We start from the raw sequence: 16,235 nt of genomic DNA on the forward strand, positions 1-16,235 counted from the left end.
CTCGAACACGACCGTTAAGCCCTCCAGCGTCGATGGTACTTGAACCGCAGGGTTCTGGGAGAGTAGAACGTTGCCAAGCAGTACCCCTTGTGGGTATTTACAACAAAAGGTATTATTACAATGACGCGGGGTGGAGCAGCCCGGTAGCTCGTCGGGCTCATAACCCGAAGGCCGCAGGTTCAAATCCTGCCCCCGCAACCAATGATTATGAGTCATTAGCTCAGTTGGTAGAGCACCTGACTTTTAATCAGGGTGTCGTAGGTTCGAATCCTACATGACTCACCATTTGCCTTTTTTACAGTATGCGCGTATGGCGGAATTGGCAGACGCACTAGACTTAGGATCTAGCGGGCGACCGTGGGGGTTCAAGTCCCTCTACGCGCATCAATTATCCCCAAGGTGTTCACAATGCCTTGGGGATCCCTATGCGGAAGTGGCTCAGCGGTAGAGCATCGCCTTGCCAAGGCGAGGGTCGCGGGTTCGATCCCCGTCTTCCGCTCCATATTTTAAGCGCCCTTAGCTCAGCTGGATAGAGTATTTGACTACGAATCAAAAGGTCGGGAGTTCGAATCTCTCAGGGCGCGCCATTTTTTATAAGATATACATAGAAGTGTCGGGACGTAGCTCAGCTTGGTAGAGCACCTGCTTTGGGAGCAGGGGGTCGCATGTTCAAATCGTGTCGTCCCGATTCAAAAGAAGCATAATCTGATCAGTAGATTTACTGAGAGATTATGCTTCTTTTTATGCTGTCTAGATTAAAGACGAGCAGAGTCTTCCATTGCGTTTGCTAAAGTAACAAGTTTACTTAACGTTTTCCAATTTCGAACGGTTGCAGGAACATCCAGCTTCGGAAGGTTATTGGCGAGCTTAGACTTTAGAATACTATGCCAGTATAGCAGGTAGACTTCTCTGCCTCTTGCTCGGAACTGGTCATTCTCTGTTTGGTAGATTTCAAGTCGCGCCAAGCTTTCGATTGAAGGTTCCTTAGGGAGGAAGGCAACATACAGGCTTTCAGCGTCGGACAAGGTCTCCGCTTCAGCGATTTCATCTGCGGAGAACGGGCAATTAGCAGCAATGAAGTTCAGTTCATCCGCTGTTCTCAAAATGACGGCTAAAGATATGTGAAAAACGGCGTCTATCTCAAGCTCAATCCGTTTGCGCAGCGATTCTTCATCCTCATCCGACTCGAACAGAACATTGCCGCTTTGGATATAGGTTTGAACGCGAAGCAGCCCCATTTGTTCAAAAGTACTTCTTAATTCAGCCATTTTGATGATGTTTTTCCCGCCTACATTAATGCCTCGTAATAGTGCGATATAGATTGCCATCAATTTCACTTCTTTCTTTTCATATACATTCGCATTATTCCCCGGATATCCATACTTTACCACAGTATATTAGCTGTCGCACGAAGCTGTTTAAAGATAAAATGAATGGAGTGTGTCAAAATACATCGAAAGTCCCAGATGGTTGGTTGGAGTGGATGGGAGTAATGTGACATTAATCGACCAAACCAATCACGCAACGGCTCATAATGTGTGAAATTATAACTAGTAAAGTAAAAAAATATTAAAATTATGGAAAAAATTATTTATAATAGAGGAGAATCTCCTTAAAAAGAAGAACTAGTACTAATTAAATTGTCGGGGAAGTCTACTTGAGAAGAATAAGAGGTAACATCTATGCAGAATTCATTGTTTTTCAAGAATGTGATAAATTCTGATTCCATCTTCGAATCGATCGGCCAATTGAATGATATCGCCAAGAAATCAATTGGTTGTGAACATATCTCTCTTTTTCTAATGGATGAGAAACACCAGATTACCCCTGCGTCTTATTCAGTGAATATTAGTACAGCAGTCATGGAGCAGTTAAAGTACATAGTTCTCCAAACACAGTTTTTTTCCCGAATATCCGAAGGTTCGCGTTTGTCGGTGTATGAGGCAGACGACATACTTCGAGAACATCTTATCAAATCCAGATATCAATGTATCTACGGATTTCACATAAAGCACGGCCCTTCGTACGGCGCCCTACTATTCTCATTTCCTTCAGATACCCAACTGAATAACGATCAATTGCAACTATGCAATCTTATTAAGCTTCATATGGAGCAGTTGATTAAAAAGATTCAATTCCGCAAGCAAGTGCTGAAGCAGCAGGCCTACGAAAGTCTTTTTAATACACTTAGGGTCAAAGACAGCTTTACAGTCGATCATTGCTATAATGTTGCTTTTTATTCTACGCTGCTTGGAGCGAAGGCCGGAGTAAGTGAAGCTGAGTTGGAAACTCTAAAGTTAGGGGCACTGCTGCACGATGTTGGGAAAATAGCTATTCCCGATCATATTCTCATGAAGCCTGGCCGGTTAACGGACGAAGAATTTAATGTCATTCGCCAACATCCAGTGATCGGATTTGAACTGTTGAAGGAACTGCCGGATGTTGAGCATCTTTTGCCAATGGTAAGGTGGCATCATGAACGTATGGATGGGAGGGGGTATCCGGATCAATTGAGCGGCAAGGATATCCCTTATCTGGTGCGCATTGTATGTATCGCCGATGCATTCGACGCCATGACATCTACGAGAGTATATCGGAATTCGCTGCATGTGCATGAGGTGAGAGAGCAGCTGCTTACCCACGCAGGCAAACAATTTGACGAGAACTTAGTAAGGATTTTCTTGAGCATCATCGATGAGCAAATGCAAATGAATGGCTAACAGAACACTATTATCGTAATGAAAGATGGGATAGATGAATGAGCGGTCGTATTCTTATCATCGATGATGAACCTCATAATTTAAATATACTACGTATCTTTTTGAATTCCTTACACTATGAAATTTTTACTTTAGAAGATGGTAAAGAAGCCATAGCGATGATCAAGGAAATTATGCCTGATCTGATTTTGTTGGACGTTATGATGCCTGAAATTACCGGGTTCGAAATATGCAAACAATTAACCGGAGAAGCTGATTTCGACACGCCCATTATTTTCTTATCGGCCAATGCGCAGAAAGAAGACATTTTACAAGGATTACGATTAGGGGCTGTTGACTATTTGACGAAGCCTTTTGATCTGGATGTGCTGGAACGGAAAGTTGAAATTGCCCTCCATCAAAAAGCAAAAATAAAGAACCTGAAAAAAGACAATAAACAGCTAGCCAAGCTTGTCTATGTGGATGCATTAACCGGTTTATATAATCGGGCATATCTCGATATAACCATTCGAATGATCGAAGAGGGGAAGAAGCAATTCCAAGCCGCTATGATGGTGGATATGGATTATTTTAAGGACATTAATGATAATTTCGGCCATTTGGTTGGAGATCAAGTACTAAGGGAAGTTGCCACGATCATACTATCCAAGATTTCTAGCGAGCACGATTTAGCGTTTCGATATGGCGGCGATGAATATTTGGTTTTGCTTCAAAGTGAAGAGAACTGTGTTGAGATAGCAGACAGTATCATTAAAGCAGTAGATAGCTTAAAGGTCAGTCTTGCACCTAATAAATCGCAAGAGTTTTCAGTGAGTATCGGATTAACCAAAAATTTCGATCCAACCTGTTTTGAGCAAATCATTTCACAAGCTGATTCTGCCCTACTCGGAGCTAAAAACAGTGGAAGACATCAAATAAAGATTCGCTAATTAAAGGAGAATGAGGGAAGTATGGTCATGGAGCTTATGAGTTTTCAGAAATTGTTTCAGATGACGAAAGTCATAAATTCACAGTTTGAGCTGTCAGAAATTTTGCAGGTTTTCGTAGATGCGATTGCAGGGGAGATTACGCAGGCAGATCTGGTTGGTTTTTTCCTGAAGCAGCCAGATGGTACGTTTAAGGGATATAAAGGAAATAAATTACCTGTCGATATTACGGAATTATTGATTGATCCTAAGGAAGATGAGTTTGTAAGAGATATTTTGCGCAATCAATCCAGCGATTATATCTCAGATACGAGTGTAGATCTCCGTTTGGATCAGTCCAAAAGACAGCTGCTGAAAATTAAATCCATCTTAGGTATTCCCGTCATCGTCGATAATGAGGTGTTTGGTCTTGTTTTCGTCCATGATTTCGGTAAACCGATGAATATTACGCCGGAGCAGATGGAAGTGACAGAAGCTTTCGTTAATATGGCCAGCGTGGCTATTCGCAATATTCGGATGTTTGAGCAGCGTCAACTGCTAATGGAGAAGCAGCAGCTTCTTCTCGATGCGACAAAAGCATTATCAGAGTCACTATCTGTCAAAGATGTGCTCAACACGTTTTTCCACTATATGCGCAAAGCAAGCGGATCGAAAGATATCGGTATTCATTTGTACAATGAAAAAGAGCATACGATTGAGCCCTACCAGTTGTCCTCAGAAAATGTGACGATGGACGAATGGAAGGTAAAGCATCGCGAGGTCAAGTTAACGATTGAAAACGACCGGCTGTTGTATGAAGTCATCACGGAGAAAAAATCAGCAGCGATCGAGGATGTTTATGCGGACCCGCGTCCTAATCATAAAGCCTTCGTATCCTTTGATATCAAAAGTATCATGGTGTTCCCGCTTGTTGCCAAAGGTTCTGTGTATGGTGTTGTTGCGATTCCGTCGATCGGTAAGCAAAGGAAGTATGAAGCCAGCCTTTTGGAGTTCTGCCAGTCTATTTCGGATGCGACGGCAACTGCATTATCCAATGCGCAGCATACGGAGACGTTAGACCATTCCGTGCATGAACGTTCCATTGAGTTACAACAGGCTAACTTCAAGTTAGAGGGACTAGTGCGGGAGCTGGAGCATCTGAACGAGCTTAAAAGTGACTTCATCGCGACCCTGTCGCATGAGCTGCGTACGCCGATTACAGCGGTCAAAGGATCTGTTGATATTCTTGGAAAAGGCATTCTTGGCGACCTCAACGATTCTCAGAAGGATTTATTGGATATTGCTGCCAAATCTATTGATCGTTTGCTTGATCAAGTGAACGAGCTGCTTGATTTCGCCAAAATGGAGAACGGCAAATTCGAATTAATGTACACGGAAGCGGACTTTAATGAAATTGTTAAGGAATCCGTCCATATTGTACAGTCGCTTATTAATAAAAAGAAATTAGTCCTGGTTGTTGAGACAGAAGTGGATAAGGATACCGTTGTTCGTGTTGATAAGCAACGCATTCTGCAGATTCTGCTTAATTTGCTTTCGAACGCGATTAAATTTACGCCTCCTCTGGGTGTAATTACGATAAGAACGAAATTCGAGGATAGCTTACTTACCGTGGAAGTACATGATAACGGGATTGGGATCCCTTTTGAAAAGCAGAAAAATATTTTCACGAAATTTTATCAAGCCAATAATCAAATCAATGGAACGGGTCTCGGACTTGCGATTTCAAAGCAGCTGATTGAGCTTCACGGCGGCCGCATTTGGTTCGAGAGCAGTGAAGGCCAAGGTTCGGTATTTAAATTTACGCTACCTACAGGAAAGGAGTAGAAGACGATGCGGGCGATTGAAGTAGGATTGAGATTTCTTTTACAGCAAGGAGTGAAATATGTATTCGGTATTCCGGCGGGCTCAATCAATGCGATCTATGACGCCCTTATGGATATTCCGGAGCTTAAGCCGATTGTAGCCAAGCACGAGAACAGCTCCGGTTATATGGCAGGCTCTTATACGAGAATTACCGGTATTCCTTCGCTTTGTGTAGCATCTAGCGGACCAGGAGCGACGAATTTGGTAACACCGGCTGCAAATGCTTGGAAGCAGAAGCTGCCAGTTATTTTTATCACGGGATCGGTTCCTTCCACAAAGCTAGGCAAGGGCGGCGCGCAAGAGTTGTATGCGGAGCCGATCTTTGCCTCGATCACGAAGATGAGCCGAACCGTGCTAGATCCTCACAAGCTGCCGGAGATTCTGGCGGAGGCTTATCATACCGCGATTAGCGGTGTGCCGGGTCCTGTTCATTTGGCGATTCCGATCGATATTCAAATGACGGACATCGGAGACAGAGAGCTTCCGGTGCTGCCGGCTGTGCAGCAGCCAGTTATGGATTTGGCGGCTGTAGAGGCGGCTGCGCAGCGTATTAAGGATGCTGGCTCACGTGGAGCCATTTTGCTCGGGAATGGGGCAAAAGCAGCTTCGGACAGCATCGTGCAATTTGCTGAAACGCTTGGTTGGGGCGTTGCGACAACACCTCGCGGTAAGGGGGCCTTCCCTGAGAATCACCCGCTGTCCTTAGGGGGATACGGCCTTTCTGCTAATCCCAAGGCAAGCGATTATTTGAATGGCGGCAACCACGAAGTGCTGCTTATCATCGGTTCGAGCTTGGGCGAGTTGGCAACCAGCAATTGGGAGCCGCGTTTGGTTGCAGGCCGAGAGCTTATTCACATCGATTATGATCACAGTGAGCTTGGAAAATGTTACGAGACCCATTATCCCGTTCATGGTGAAATTAAGCTGGTGATCGCGGAGCTGCTTGATCAGCTGTCTGAAGATGGACAAGAGGATGAATCGGCTGTCAGCGATATTCTCACAGGTTTGGCAGAGGCTGCTGCCGGATCCGAACAGGGTGAGGAGAAATGGAATACACGGTCTGCCATCCGCAGTCTTAGTGCTGCTGCTCCGAAGGATACCCGATTTTTCCTGGATATTGGTGAATTCATGACCTACTCGATTCAAAATTTGTTGATCGAAAGCGGCCAGGCGTTTGACATCGACATCAATTTCGGAGGTATGGGCTCCGGACTAGGCGGAGTTATCGGCGCTCAACTAGCCGAGCCGAGCAGGCCAACGATTTGTATCACAGGCGATGGCTGCTTCTTCATGCATGGTTTAGAGGTGCTGACTGCGAAAGAGTATCAGCTCCCGATCCTTTTTGTCGTCATCAATAATGCCCGCTTGGGGATGGTCTATCATGGTCATATGCTGCAATACAAACGCTGCCTCGATGATTTCTCGCAAGAGCGGGTAAGTATTGCTGGAATTGCCCGGTCCCTTGGATTACGTCATGCTGAGATTACATCGCTTGATCAATTGCAGAGTGAACAGGTGAAAGAGTGGTTATCTTCCGGTGGTCCAGTTGTTGTAGAAGTGATTGTGGATGGGAACGAAATTCCTCCTATGGGGGAAAGAGTGAAGTTTTTGCAAGGGGCAACGTATTAATTAGAGTTGCTCGTTTAAGCTCTTGGATGCTGGCGTTCAGCTAGTTTCCGAGAGTTTTTTGTCGTGTAAAATGGGCGGCGATTGTATTCTTGGTTCTAGAAATGATATGGTTAGAGGGAGTAAGAACAATAAGGAAGGGGCGCTTCATCCATGTTGAAACGAACAATAGGTCGTTTGAATTACGAAAGCTCAGTCGTTATGTTTGGTGCCGCAAGTCTTGGTAATGTGAAGCAGGAGGAAGCGGACGCATCGATTGCTTATGCCCTGCAGCATGGGGTGAACCATTTTGATACAGCTGCCAGCTATGGCGATGCTGAGTTGCGCATGGGACCTACGATTAGCCAGGTGCGCGGAGAGATTTTTCTGGCCACGAAAACAGGACAAAGATCGAAGAAGGAAGCGAAGGAAGAGATTTATCGCTCTTTGGAGCGTATGAAGGTAGATTCGGTTGACTTACTTCAACTGCATGCCGTGGGCACGATGGAAGAGCTGGATCGCTGCACGGAGAAGGGCGGCGCGCTGGAGGCTGCTTTGGAAGCGAAAGCGGAAGGCATCGTAAAGGAAATAGGCATTACCGGACACGGGCATGAAGCGCCAATTGTTCATTTGGAAGCGTTACATAGATTTCCCTTTGCGACGGTGCTGCTGCCTCTGAACTACTATATGTACAACTTGCCGGAGTACCGCGAGGCTTTTGATGCTTTGATGGCAGAGGCGGGCAAGCAGCAAGTGGCTGTTCGAGTCATTAAAGCCATCGCGAAAGCACCATGGGCTGAAGGACAGGAGCGTCCTTATGCGACGTGGTATGAGCCGTTTGACCAGCAGCAGGTTATTGATGCTTGTGTGCATTTTGTCCTGTCGTTCCCTGGGATATGCGGTTTTGCAAGTGCAGGGGATATTCATTTGTTCCCTAAAATTGTTGATGCCGTCGAGCGATACGGGTCTATGAAGAATGAAGAAGCCGAGCGTATCTTAAGCGGGATCAGCGGTTATACGTCCGTGTTCGGAGCACCGACTTCGATTGCATGAGTTAGGTTAGGCACCTTTTCCTGAATGGGGAAGGTGCTTTTTTTGTTTTTTGGGGGTTGGTGATTGAGGATTAGGGGGAGTGATGGGCGAGAAAGAGGTCGGGAGAGGTAGTGAAAGGCTGTGTCGGATGAGATGGCCGGTGGGGATTTGAGACGTCCGAAAAGGCCGTCTAAGGTGCTACGGCTGCCTAGAATTTATGCTGAAATGATGATTTACATCGTTAACTTTCGCAAACCCTGCAACCTGACTGAGTTAGCGATATATAAAACAAGCTTAAATCTAAAGGGCCACACCCCCTCAACACCACAAAATTGACACGAATTGGTCCCCCTCCTGCGTCGCTTACATAAGACAGGGAACGAATACCTATGGGTGAATATAAGGGGGAAGTTAAGATGGTTAAACGATTATGGAGAAGCAAAAGGTTTTGGCTTATCAGCTGCGGCATGGTAATTGTGGGGGGAATTGCCATATGTGTGGCGGGTTATTCCTACATTAGCGGGCTCGATGTGTCGAAATTAAACCAGCCTCTTCCGGAAGCGACGCTGGTGTTGGACAAAAACGGCAAAGCTGCTGCGCAGCTCTCGTCGTCGAAAATAGATCCAGTCCCGGTATCCCAAATGCCGAAGGTACTGACGGATGCCATAGTGTCTGTAGAGGATCGGAGATTTTATTCCCATACGGGCATCGATATGAAATCGATTATGCGTGCAGTGGGACGCGATGTGCTTCGGGGCAGCTACTCGGAGGGCGCGAGTACGATTACTCAACAGCTGGCGCGGAACCTTTTTCTCAATGCGGACAAAACGCTGGGCCGTAAATTGCGTGAAGCGGCGTACGCGATCAAAATCGATACGTCGTACAGCAAGGATGAAATACTGGAGATGTATCTAAACAGCATCTACTTCGGAGAAGGCAGCTGGGGGGTGCAGGGGGCGGCGAAGACGTATTTTAATAAAAATGTACAGGACCTTACCTTGCCCGAAGCAGCAGTGCTTGCCGCACTGCCCAAGGCGCCTAGCCGGTACTCGCCGTTTCAGGACGAAGTGCAGGCACTGGAGCGCAGGAATACGGTGCTCGCGCTGATGCGGGACGAAGGGAAAATTACACCGCAGGCGTTCGAAAGCGCAAAGGCTGCACCTCTCGGTGTGGTGAAATCCGAGAAGGGCAACGATCTGAAAGGCAGATACCCCGCCTACGTGGACGCGGTCATTAGTGAGGCTGTTCGCGTATACGGCTTCACGGAAGAGCAGCTGCTTACGGGTGGCTTGCGCATCACAACAGAGCTCGATCCTACCATCCAGAACGCGGTAGCGGAGGTCTACAAAGATGACAGCCTTTTTCCTGCTAGCAAGCCTGACCAGCTTATTCAGAGCGGCGCCGCAGCCATCGATCAGCGGACCGGCGGGATCCGGGCTCTGGCCGGCGGCAGAGGGGACAGCGTATTCCGGGGGTTCAGTCATGCGACTCAGTTGAAGCGCCAGCCGGGCTCATCCTTTAAGCCCATTGTCGTCTACGGTCCTGCGCTTGAACAAGGGTATCAGCCATTCACAAGCTTATATGACGGCCCGCTGAATATCGATGGGTACCAGCCTCAAGATTGGGATCATCAAACACGAGGGCAGGTGACGATGCAAGAGGCAGTCGTGTCCTCATGGAACGTGCCGGCGGTTTGGCTCCTTCATGAGATCGGCATTGATAAAGGACTCCAATTTGCCAAATCCTTGGGCATCACGTTGCCCGCTCAAGACCGGCAGCTCGGTATTGCTCTAGGCGGCCTGTCCGAGGGCGTGTCGCCGCTTCAAATGGCTCAGGCGTTCAGCGCATTTGCCGCCAAGGGCAATCTCCATGAAGCCCATACGATTGTGAAAATAGAGACGAGTGACGGCCACCTGCTTGTACAGGCTGCACAGAAGAGCGTGCCGGTCATGAAGCCCGAAACGGCCTATGCTATGACTTCGATGCTTCAAGTCGCGGTTCAGCAGGGAACAGGAAAGAATGCCGCCATGAACCGCCCGGTGGCGGGTAAATCGGGAACGACGCAGCTGCCGGAGACAAAGGAGTTTGAAGGCATCAGCAGTGGCAGCGCCAAAGATGCCTGGTTCGTTGGGTATACGCCGGAGCTGACGGCGGCGGTGTGGGTCGGCTATGACCGCACCGACAAGGATCATTATTTGACGACTTCCGGCGGTGCAGTGCCTGCTGTCTTATTTCGGGAGATCATGAACAAAGCGTTAGCGCAAGTTCCGATCGTACCGTTCGATATGCCGATCGTGGGCCAGGAAGCAGCCTCTTCTATCTCCAATCAGCCCTCAGGGAAACCCGAGAAGGAAAATAAGAAACCTCCCGAACACGGTCACGGCAAGGGGAAGAAAGAAAAAGACAAGTAAAAAAAGCCGCCGGCTCCTTAGGGATCCGGACGGCTTTTTCTTAATCATCGTGTTGACCGTTGCTGCGCGCTTTCTGATTCGATTTATGATCTTCTTTACCGCGCTGTTTATTTTGGTTATCGTCTTTGTGATCATCTTTATGAGCATCTTTATTGTCGTTTTTATTCACGTCTTTACGCTCATTTTGATCGGCTTGATGGTCGTCATCGCCATCATTATCTTCTTTCTGCTGCTTCTGAACTTGCTGTTGCATCTGAACTTGCTGCTGTGCCCATTTCGTTTTCATATGAACATTCAACTTGCTCGCATCCAAGTTGTAGTGGGTGGCAAGCAGCCCCGCGATTTTCTGTTCAGCGTCTCCCGATTTGAGATCAACGGAAGCCAGCAGCTTCTGAATCCACTCAGCGGCTTCTTCGCCCTTGAGATGAATCATACCAGCACCGTCGGGCTTAATGTTGAGGTCATACGTTGTTCCCGCAGCACCCTTGGACTGATTAATATGCAGTTTGAAATGCTTCCCGTCGACGTTCAAATCGATGTCTTCCAATCCAGGGATAATCGCTTTATCCTGCTGTGAAGCCGGTGCCGGCGGGGCGGATGCAGTCACTTGCGCCACTGGTGCAGGGGTCTGCGTTGGCTCCGGGGTCGCAGTCACAGGTGCTGCCGATGCCGATGCCGTTGGCGATGGTGATGGTACCGCCTCCTGTACCACAGTGGTAGACGCTTTGACATAAGCGGCCTGCTGCTTGCTATTTAGGATTAATTCAATCTGATCTCCTGTTTTTAAGTCTGTTAACTGGGCCTTCTGGTCATTCCGATAAACCCAAACTGATTTAGCCAGAGGCACCGTTTGATCTCCGGTATTCGTGGTAATGGTGACAGCATCCGTACTAACCGATTTGAATGTACCGTTTACCGACGTGGAAATAGCTGAGTTGTTGGGCGCAGTTGCCGCATAAGCAGTCCACCCGCAAAGGGCTAAAGCTACCAGCGTAATGGAAACGATGATGAATGGTAATTTTTTGCGTATAAACATGTAATACACCTCCACTAACAGCTTTCGGTGTAGAAGGTTGTTTTGGGACGGTGCGAATGTGTGTAACTAATATGGGCTGGAGTTGAATCCACCCATATTCTGGATAAGAAGAAGGTAAGGTAGCGTTATCCAAAGTGGGGAGGTTGTCCACATGCTAAGTAATCCGTACCAGCTGTGGCAAGAATGGGGCTGGAGAAAGTGGGAGAAGCACGAACACAAGGAGCTTACGATCAGGATTGGTACACCAACCTGGCTAACGAAAAGGGAGAAAGTGAAATAAAAAAGAGCTGCCCGGAAGATCTAATAAGACCTTTCGGACAGCTCTTTTTTAGTCGCTTTGCAGTCGCTGCATGAACTCTTCAGCGGCACTGTATCCTTGCTGGCGCAAATACCAGCTGTTAGCCGCGGCCTCAACAAGTCCGGCAACGTCCCGTCCCGGCTGAAGCTGGATTTCGATATGCGGAATTTTGATATCCATATAATCCGTGAAAGCAGGCTCAAGCTCCAAATCGTTGTTGAGCGCATGCTCCTGCCACTTGGTCAGCTCAATATCGAGCACGATCCGCGTCTCATCTTGAAACGCTTTGCGTCCGTAGAGTCGCGAAACGTTAATAAGGCCTATGCTGCGAAGCGCCAGGAATTCCTTGGTCTTCCCGTTGTGCGTGCCCAGCAGCGTCTCTTGGCTGATCTTCTTCAGCACAACAATATCATCGGCAACAAGACGGTGTCCCCGGCGGATCAACGTGTGGGCGGTTTCGCTTTTGCCTACCCCGGACTTGCCGCGCAGCAAAATGCCAATCCCCGATACGTTGACGCAAACACCGTGAACCGCAATCTCTTCCGCTAAGGTTTTACTGAGAAATAAATCTACAAGATCCTGAAACTTACTTGTAGCGGCGGCCGTTCGGAGAAGCGGGATGCGCTCTTCCTCGCAATATTTCGTTAAATATTTTAAGCCTTCTTGGTTTCTCGTGACGACGAAACAAGGCGGGTGATATTTGACAATATTACCGATGTGAAGATTTCTTTCATGTTCGCTGAGCTTGTGCAAATAAGTAATCTCTTTGCGGCCTAATAGCTGAACGTGCGCTTGCGGGAAATATTCGAAATAGCCGACAAACTCAAGTCCGGGGCGATGCGCCTTTGTTTTGGTAATCGGACGGTGCAGTTCCGAGTGTCCGGCAAGTACTTCGAGCGAGAAGCGCTCGACCAAATCTTTGACTGTGACGGGCTTCACAACCTGTCCCTCCTTTATTTAAATATGACATTGTATATCATTCGCCTGCTACCAGCCAGAATCCTCCTGTGAAAGCGCTTGAATACATGTCTATCTGTCAGTTGGCGGCAGATCCTGTCAAAATATGCATTGCTTTTGAAAACAGCCTTGGTATGATAGTAACAAGAAACCAATGAGGAGGTACGACAACATGGATGCTGCCTATAAAAACTGCCAAAGCTGCGGGATGCCGTTAGCTCGTGATGAACAAGGTGGAGGAACGGAGAAGTCAGGAGCGAAGAGTAAGGTTTATTGCAGTCATTGTTATCAAAACGGCGAATTCACACAGCCTGATATGACCGCTCAGCAAATGAAGGAGCTCGTGAAGCAAAAGCTTGTGGAATTCGGCTTTCCCCGTTTCCTGACAGGGCTTTTTACACGAAATATTCATAAGCTGCAAAGATGGTTAGCGAAAGCGAACAAATAACGGGAAACAACTATACGCAACAAAAACTCAAGTAAAAGCTCAAAAAAAAAACGCCCCATGCAAGAAGCGCACAGTGCGTAAGACATGTTGGTCGTTTCGTATGATTATGTAAAAGCAGCTTACCTGTTGTAGCCGCATTTTTTCGCAAGTGTTGGCCATGTCGAGAGAAACATGCTTTCCCACCGGTCTTCAGGCAAAACCATGATCCATCTTGCGATTTGATCCAAGCCCATCTCACATAAAGTTTGAACGACTTCTTCTCTTTCACAGCTAGTTTTTAATGCTAACATCTCAAAACCACCTCATCAATTGTATTCAAACAATTATGCATATGCGGCTGAGAGAAGGAATGTGACGATTTTTCATAAAAAAGGAAAGGAGGCCATGCAGTTCGATGCTGCACAGCCTTTTTTTGGTTTACGAATTAGGTGAATTTGGCTATTTCAAGTGATTGCGAAGACTAGGCTCGACCGCTTGCAGCACCTGATCCAGCTGGGCATCGGAGACTTCCGTTTCTCCGTACCTCACTTGGTTGTAAGCCGTTGTAATGGCATGAACGGTCTCAGAAGTCAGCTGCTTTCCTTGGCTAAGATCTTGTTCCGTTTCGTTCGGGGTTAAGGCTTCTTTAAATGTATACCCGCCTTGCGCGGCACGCTCGATCAAGAGCCGGTAAAGAAAGCGAATGCGTTCCCGATTATTCGGCAAAAGCGACCATTTCTTCGCGTAGCTCCGCTCCTTGTTCCTTCCTTTTCGCACTTGCTGCCACCACAGGCGCGGCAGTCCTTTCCAATCCACAAGCGCTTCTTTTTCATCAATGAAACCCTCTGATTCGATGTCTTGCTTACTGCTGAGAGAACGATTTAATAATCGTCTCAGGAGAGCAGTCACAGCAGGCACGAGTTTGGATACAATCACATAAATGGCGAGGACGATTAAGGCAATAACGATCAGATATCCGAAGACGATCTGAACCGCGTGTAATAGGTTGTCCCACCAGCTCGGTTCAGCGGCAGCGGCGGGTGGCAGGAGCGGCGGTGCAGCGGAAGGGCTGGGCTCCGGTGGAGCTTCCGCCGGCGGATCGGACTGCATAAGATGCAGCAGCCAAATGATCGCAGCGCGTAAACCGGCAACGATCCCCTGCTTTAACTGTTGGAAATAGGCAACGGCGAATATGAGAATAATTAATGCGATTAACCAAATGCGGCTGGAGCGCTTCACGGTCTCCGATAAGGAGGAAGATGCCGCCCGCTCATCAACGGCCAATGTTGCCATCAGCAGCCGGGTACGATGCAAAGCAAAGAAAAAGATGATGAGCGAAACGAATCCGAGTCCATTCATCCAGCCCATGTAAGGCTGAAAGGCAGCTTGATGTCCCATGATAGGTACACCGATGAAATACACCGAGCCTGCAACAGCAAATGAAGCTCCGGGGAAGATGGAGGCCCAGCCGGCTTTCGTGCCGCGAATGCCGCGATAAGCAAGCAGCATGCCGATACCTGCACAGACCCAACTGTGCCAATTGTTCCCTTGAAAAAGATAGGCTGCTATACAACCAGCCAATGCGCAGCCCATAAGCTCGTAAAGCGTGCGAGATAGCCACTTCATGTACCCCAAGAAGCTGCCTGCTACAAAAACGAGGAAGAACTGCAGAATCAACTGCCAAAGCTGTATTCCTGACAAATAGATATGCACAGTTACGACAAGAGGCGAGAATAGGATGAGTTCGGCAGCACCGAACAGGAGAGAGTACCTAAAGACTCTAAGATAAGCATCCTTCTCTTTGTTAGTTTGCAGATCTTGCACCTGAAGCGGCGGCGTTGACATCGAATGGACTCTCCTCCTTTTCATGCAGGTTTAGAAGTCCGTGCTGCAAGGGAACGATAAAGACGGTATGCCCCGATGCTTCAAGCTGTTGAATGCTTTCTTCAACCGCATCAGAAACGAAGGCGGTCAGCAAAATGATGTCCAAGGCGCTCCCTTCCTGCAGGATGCACTCATCCAGAAAGTCGCTGCAGGAACGGGTGTAGGAGATGGCTAGCTTTGCCATCGTTTCGAACAGATAGGCCAAATGCGGGTGACCGCCTGCGGGAGAGATATGGACAGGAGTACCGGGTTGGCCAGTAAGAGAGCCGTTATAGCCGAAGCCGACAGGAACCCCTTGGCTAATGGCATATTCGGCCAGTGTGGCAGCGTAGGACAACCCGATCTCAACGAGCTCGGGGTCACTCACGGCATCCCACATCGTGGCGGTTATTTGGGTATTGACGATGATGAAAAGTCTCGGGTCTGCTGTGAACTCCCGATTATAGACCTGGAGTCTCTGGCTGCGGGCCGTTGCCTTCCAGTGAATGCTGTTCATCGTATCGCCATAGCGATACTCCCGAACGCCGGAAACGAGAAACGGGTCGGGCATGATCCATCGCTTCACCGTAATGTCCCCTTGCCACCGGCTGGAGAGAAGCGGGATGTCATCCCGGCTCACCAAGCGAGGATACACGAGGAGCTCTACGTCTAATCGCTGACTCCTCGTAGCGGCCTGCGTCCCGACCAGATCCCCGATGGAAGCGGATACGGTTTCAAGCTTATACCAGCCTCGTTTCGCGCAGATTACCTGATGACGCCGAACGATTCGGGTATACGGCATCAGACTGAACAAACTGCGATGATTTTGGAAAATCGCTCCGCTGCTCACCGCGAGATTGCTCATCTTCGCGAAACGAAGTCCGGCATGGATTGTGGACTCCAGGCGAAGCCATGGAATGGGAGTCAGCTTGCGGTTCTGAATGGTTTCGATCATTTCGATGCGATCTCCGGCATGACAGTACGCCTGATTGAACGTACGTTTAATCGTGAGGCCGCGAAACCCCCAACGGTTGAAAACGACATGTTGAAGAAGGAACAGAAGGGCGGCGATGAGCAGAATCCAAGAGATACCCATC

General features: G+C 48.1%; 14 protein-coding genes, 6 tRNA genes and 1 rRNA gene. 15 read left to right on the forward strand and 6 right to left on the reverse strand.

All coding sequences use genetic code 11. The features are described 5' to 3' along the window. The 7 genes from rrf to J2Z65_RS31920 form a co-directional block, all read left to right on the forward strand. Positions 1 to 79, forward strand: a 5S ribosomal RNA gene (gene rrf, locus J2Z65_RS36220); the annotation flags it as partial. A gap of 45 nt (positions 80 to 124) precedes the next feature. Next, a tRNA-Met gene (locus J2Z65_RS31895) sits at positions 125 to 201 on the forward strand. Positions 202 to 209: 8 nt separating this feature from the next. Beyond that, positions 210 to 285, forward strand: a tRNA-Lys gene (locus J2Z65_RS31900). A gap of 19 nt (positions 286 to 304) precedes the next feature. Next, positions 305 to 384, forward strand: a tRNA-Leu gene (locus J2Z65_RS31905). 43 nt (positions 385 to 427) lie between these two features. Beyond that, positions 428 to 502: transfer RNA gene (locus tag J2Z65_RS31910), tRNA-Gly, on the forward strand. A gap of 8 nt (positions 503 to 510) precedes the next feature. After that, positions 511 to 587: transfer RNA gene (locus J2Z65_RS31915), tRNA-Arg, on the forward strand. 27 nt (positions 588 to 614) lie between these two features. Then, positions 615 to 688 (forward strand) — tRNA-Pro (locus tag J2Z65_RS31920). Between the two features lie 67 nt (positions 689 to 755). Here the strand turns inward: J2Z65_RS31920 and J2Z65_RS31925 are convergent. Continuing rightward, the gene (locus tag J2Z65_RS31925) at positions 756 to 1,328 is read right to left on the reverse strand and encodes a DUF1697 domain-containing protein (RefSeq protein WP_167064395.1); all 573 of its coding nucleotides are present in this window, start codon (positions 1,326 to 1,328) and stop codon (positions 756 to 758) included. Positions 1,329 to 1,682: 354 nt separating this feature from the next. Between J2Z65_RS31925 and J2Z65_RS31930 the strand changes: the two genes are divergently transcribed. From J2Z65_RS31930 to J2Z65_RS31955, 6 genes are all read left to right on the forward strand, one after another. Next, complete coding sequence (locus J2Z65_RS31930; RefSeq protein ID WP_167064398.1) at positions 1,683 to 2,720, forward strand: HD-GYP domain-containing protein; 1,038 nt, start codon at positions 1,683 to 1,685, stop codon at positions 2,718 to 2,720. A gap of 38 nt (positions 2,721 to 2,758) precedes the next feature. Then, the gene (locus J2Z65_RS31935; protein ID WP_167064402.1) at positions 2,759 to 3,649 is read left to right on the forward strand and encodes a diguanylate cyclase; all 891 of its coding nucleotides are present in this window, start codon (positions 2,759 to 2,761) and stop codon (positions 3,647 to 3,649) included. Positions 3,650 to 3,676: 27 nt separating this feature from the next. Then, positions 3,677 to 5,470: a GAF domain-containing sensor histidine kinase gene (locus tag J2Z65_RS31940; protein ID WP_167064405.1), complete on the forward strand. Its 1,794-nt coding sequence runs from the start codon at positions 3,677 to 3,679 to the stop codon at positions 5,468 to 5,470. A 6-nt stretch (positions 5,471 to 5,476) separates the two neighbouring features. Next, positions 5,477 to 7,138: a thiamine pyrophosphate-binding protein gene (locus tag J2Z65_RS31945; RefSeq protein WP_167064408.1), complete on the forward strand. Its 1,662-nt coding sequence runs from the start codon at positions 5,477 to 5,479 to the stop codon at positions 7,136 to 7,138. A gap of 150 nt (positions 7,139 to 7,288) precedes the next feature. Then, the gene (locus J2Z65_RS31950; protein WP_167064411.1) at positions 7,289 to 8,167 is read left to right on the forward strand and encodes an aldo/keto reductase; all 879 of its coding nucleotides are present in this window, start codon (positions 7,289 to 7,291) and stop codon (positions 8,165 to 8,167) included. A gap of 395 nt (positions 8,168 to 8,562) precedes the next feature. Next, entirely contained in the window at positions 8,563 to 10,557 is a 1,995-nt protein-coding gene (locus J2Z65_RS31955; RefSeq protein WP_240159922.1) for a transglycosylase domain-containing protein, read from the forward strand. A 40-nt stretch (positions 10,558 to 10,597) separates the two neighbouring features. Here the strand turns inward: J2Z65_RS31955 and J2Z65_RS31960 are convergent, their stop codons facing one another. Then, the gene (locus J2Z65_RS31960; RefSeq protein WP_167064417.1) at positions 10,598 to 11,593 is read right to left on the reverse strand and encodes a hypothetical protein; all 996 of its coding nucleotides are present in this window, start codon (positions 11,591 to 11,593) and stop codon (positions 10,598 to 10,600) included. Positions 11,594 to 11,744: 151 nt separating this feature from the next. Between J2Z65_RS31960 and J2Z65_RS35820 the strand changes: the two genes are divergently transcribed. Beyond that, positions 11,745 to 11,873 (forward strand): hypothetical protein, encoded by a 129-nt coding sequence (locus J2Z65_RS35820; protein ID WP_275691068.1) that lies wholly within the window; start codon positions 11,745 to 11,747, stop codon positions 11,871 to 11,873. Positions 11,874 to 11,921: 48 nt separating this feature from the next. Here J2Z65_RS35820 and hprK read toward each other — a convergent pair whose 3' ends face one another. Beyond that, on the reverse strand, positions 11,922 to 12,830 hold the full coding sequence (hprK, locus tag J2Z65_RS31965; RefSeq protein ID WP_167064420.1) for an HPr(Ser) kinase/phosphatase: 909 nt from the start codon (positions 12,828 to 12,830) through the stop codon (positions 11,922 to 11,924). 190 nt (positions 12,831 to 13,020) lie between these two features. On the opposite strand from hprK, the gene J2Z65_RS31970 reads away from it, so the two are divergent. Further along, positions 13,021 to 13,296, forward strand: coding sequence for a zinc ribbon domain-containing protein (locus J2Z65_RS31970; RefSeq protein WP_167064423.1), 276 nt, complete (start codon positions 13,021 to 13,023; stop codon positions 13,294 to 13,296). 119 nt (positions 13,297 to 13,415) lie between these two features. Here the strand turns inward: J2Z65_RS31970 and J2Z65_RS31975 are convergent, their stop codons facing one another. The 3 genes from J2Z65_RS31975 to J2Z65_RS31985 form a co-directional block, all read right to left on the reverse strand. Further along, the gene (locus tag J2Z65_RS31975) at positions 13,416 to 13,586 is read right to left on the reverse strand and encodes a hypothetical protein (RefSeq protein WP_167064426.1); all 171 of its coding nucleotides are present in this window, start codon (positions 13,584 to 13,586) and stop codon (positions 13,416 to 13,418) included. A gap of 148 nt (positions 13,587 to 13,734) precedes the next feature. Next, positions 13,735 to 15,120: a DUF4129 domain-containing protein gene (locus tag J2Z65_RS31980; protein ID WP_167064429.1), complete on the reverse strand. Its 1,386-nt coding sequence runs from the start codon at positions 15,118 to 15,120 to the stop codon at positions 13,735 to 13,737. After that, positions 15,080 to 16,234 (reverse strand): DUF58 domain-containing protein, encoded by a 1,155-nt coding sequence (locus tag J2Z65_RS31985; RefSeq protein WP_167064432.1) that lies wholly within the window; start codon positions 16,232 to 16,234, stop codon positions 15,080 to 15,082. Before J2Z65_RS31985 ends, J2Z65_RS31980 begins: the two co-directional genes overlap by 41 nt. Position 16,235: the final 1 nt, after the last annotated feature.

It is taken from the genome of Paenibacillus aceris (genome assembly GCF_017874035.1).
In the GTDB taxonomy this organism is placed as follows: Bacteria; Bacillota; Bacilli; order Paenibacillales; family NBRC-103111; genus Paenibacillus_E; species Paenibacillus_E aceris.

Excerpts from the sequence above, each read along its gene's own strand:
- J2Z65_RS31940 (WP_167064405.1), top strand. The coding sequence starts at position 3,677 with ATGGAGCTTATGAGTTTTCAGAAATTGTTTCAGATGACGAAAGTCATA.
- J2Z65_RS31985 (WP_167064432.1), bottom strand. The coding sequence starts at position 16,234 with ATGGGTATCTCTTGGATTCTGCTCATCGCCGCCCTTCTGTTCCTTCTT.
- J2Z65_RS31980 (WP_167064429.1), bottom strand. The coding sequence starts at position 15,120 with ATGTCAACGCCGCCGCTTCAGGTGCAAGATCTGCAAACTAACAAAGAG.
- J2Z65_RS31970 (WP_167064423.1), top strand. The coding sequence starts at position 13,021 with ATGGATGCTGCCTATAAAAACTGCCAAAGCTGCGGGATGCCGTTAGCT.
- J2Z65_RS31925 (WP_167064395.1), bottom strand. The coding sequence starts at position 1,328 with ATGGCAATCTATATCGCACTATTACGAGGCATTAATGTAGGCGGGAAA.
- J2Z65_RS31950 (WP_167064411.1), top strand. The coding sequence starts at position 7,289 with ATGTTGAAACGAACAATAGGTCGTTTGAATTACGAAAGCTCAGTCGTT.
- J2Z65_RS35820 (WP_275691068.1), top strand. The coding sequence starts at position 11,745 with ATGCTAAGTAATCCGTACCAGCTGTGGCAAGAATGGGGCTGGAGAAAG.
- J2Z65_RS31930 (WP_167064398.1), top strand. The coding sequence starts at position 1,683 with ATGCAGAATTCATTGTTTTTCAAGAATGTGATAAATTCTGATTCCATC.
- J2Z65_RS31975 (WP_167064426.1), bottom strand. The coding sequence starts at position 13,586 with ATGTTAGCATTAAAAACTAGCTGTGAAAGAGAAGAAGTCGTTCAAACT.
- J2Z65_RS31955 (WP_240159922.1), top strand. The coding sequence starts at position 8,563 with ATGGTTAAACGATTATGGAGAAGCAAAAGGTTTTGGCTTATCAGCTGC.
- J2Z65_RS31935 (WP_167064402.1), top strand. The coding sequence starts at position 2,759 with ATGAGCGGTCGTATTCTTATCATCGATGATGAACCTCATAATTTAAAT.
- J2Z65_RS31960 (WP_167064417.1), bottom strand. The coding sequence starts at position 11,593 with ATGTTTATACGCAAAAAATTACCATTCATCATCGTTTCCATTACGCTG.
- J2Z65_RS31945 (WP_167064408.1), top strand. The coding sequence starts at position 5,477 with ATGCGGGCGATTGAAGTAGGATTGAGATTTCTTTTACAGCAAGGAGTG.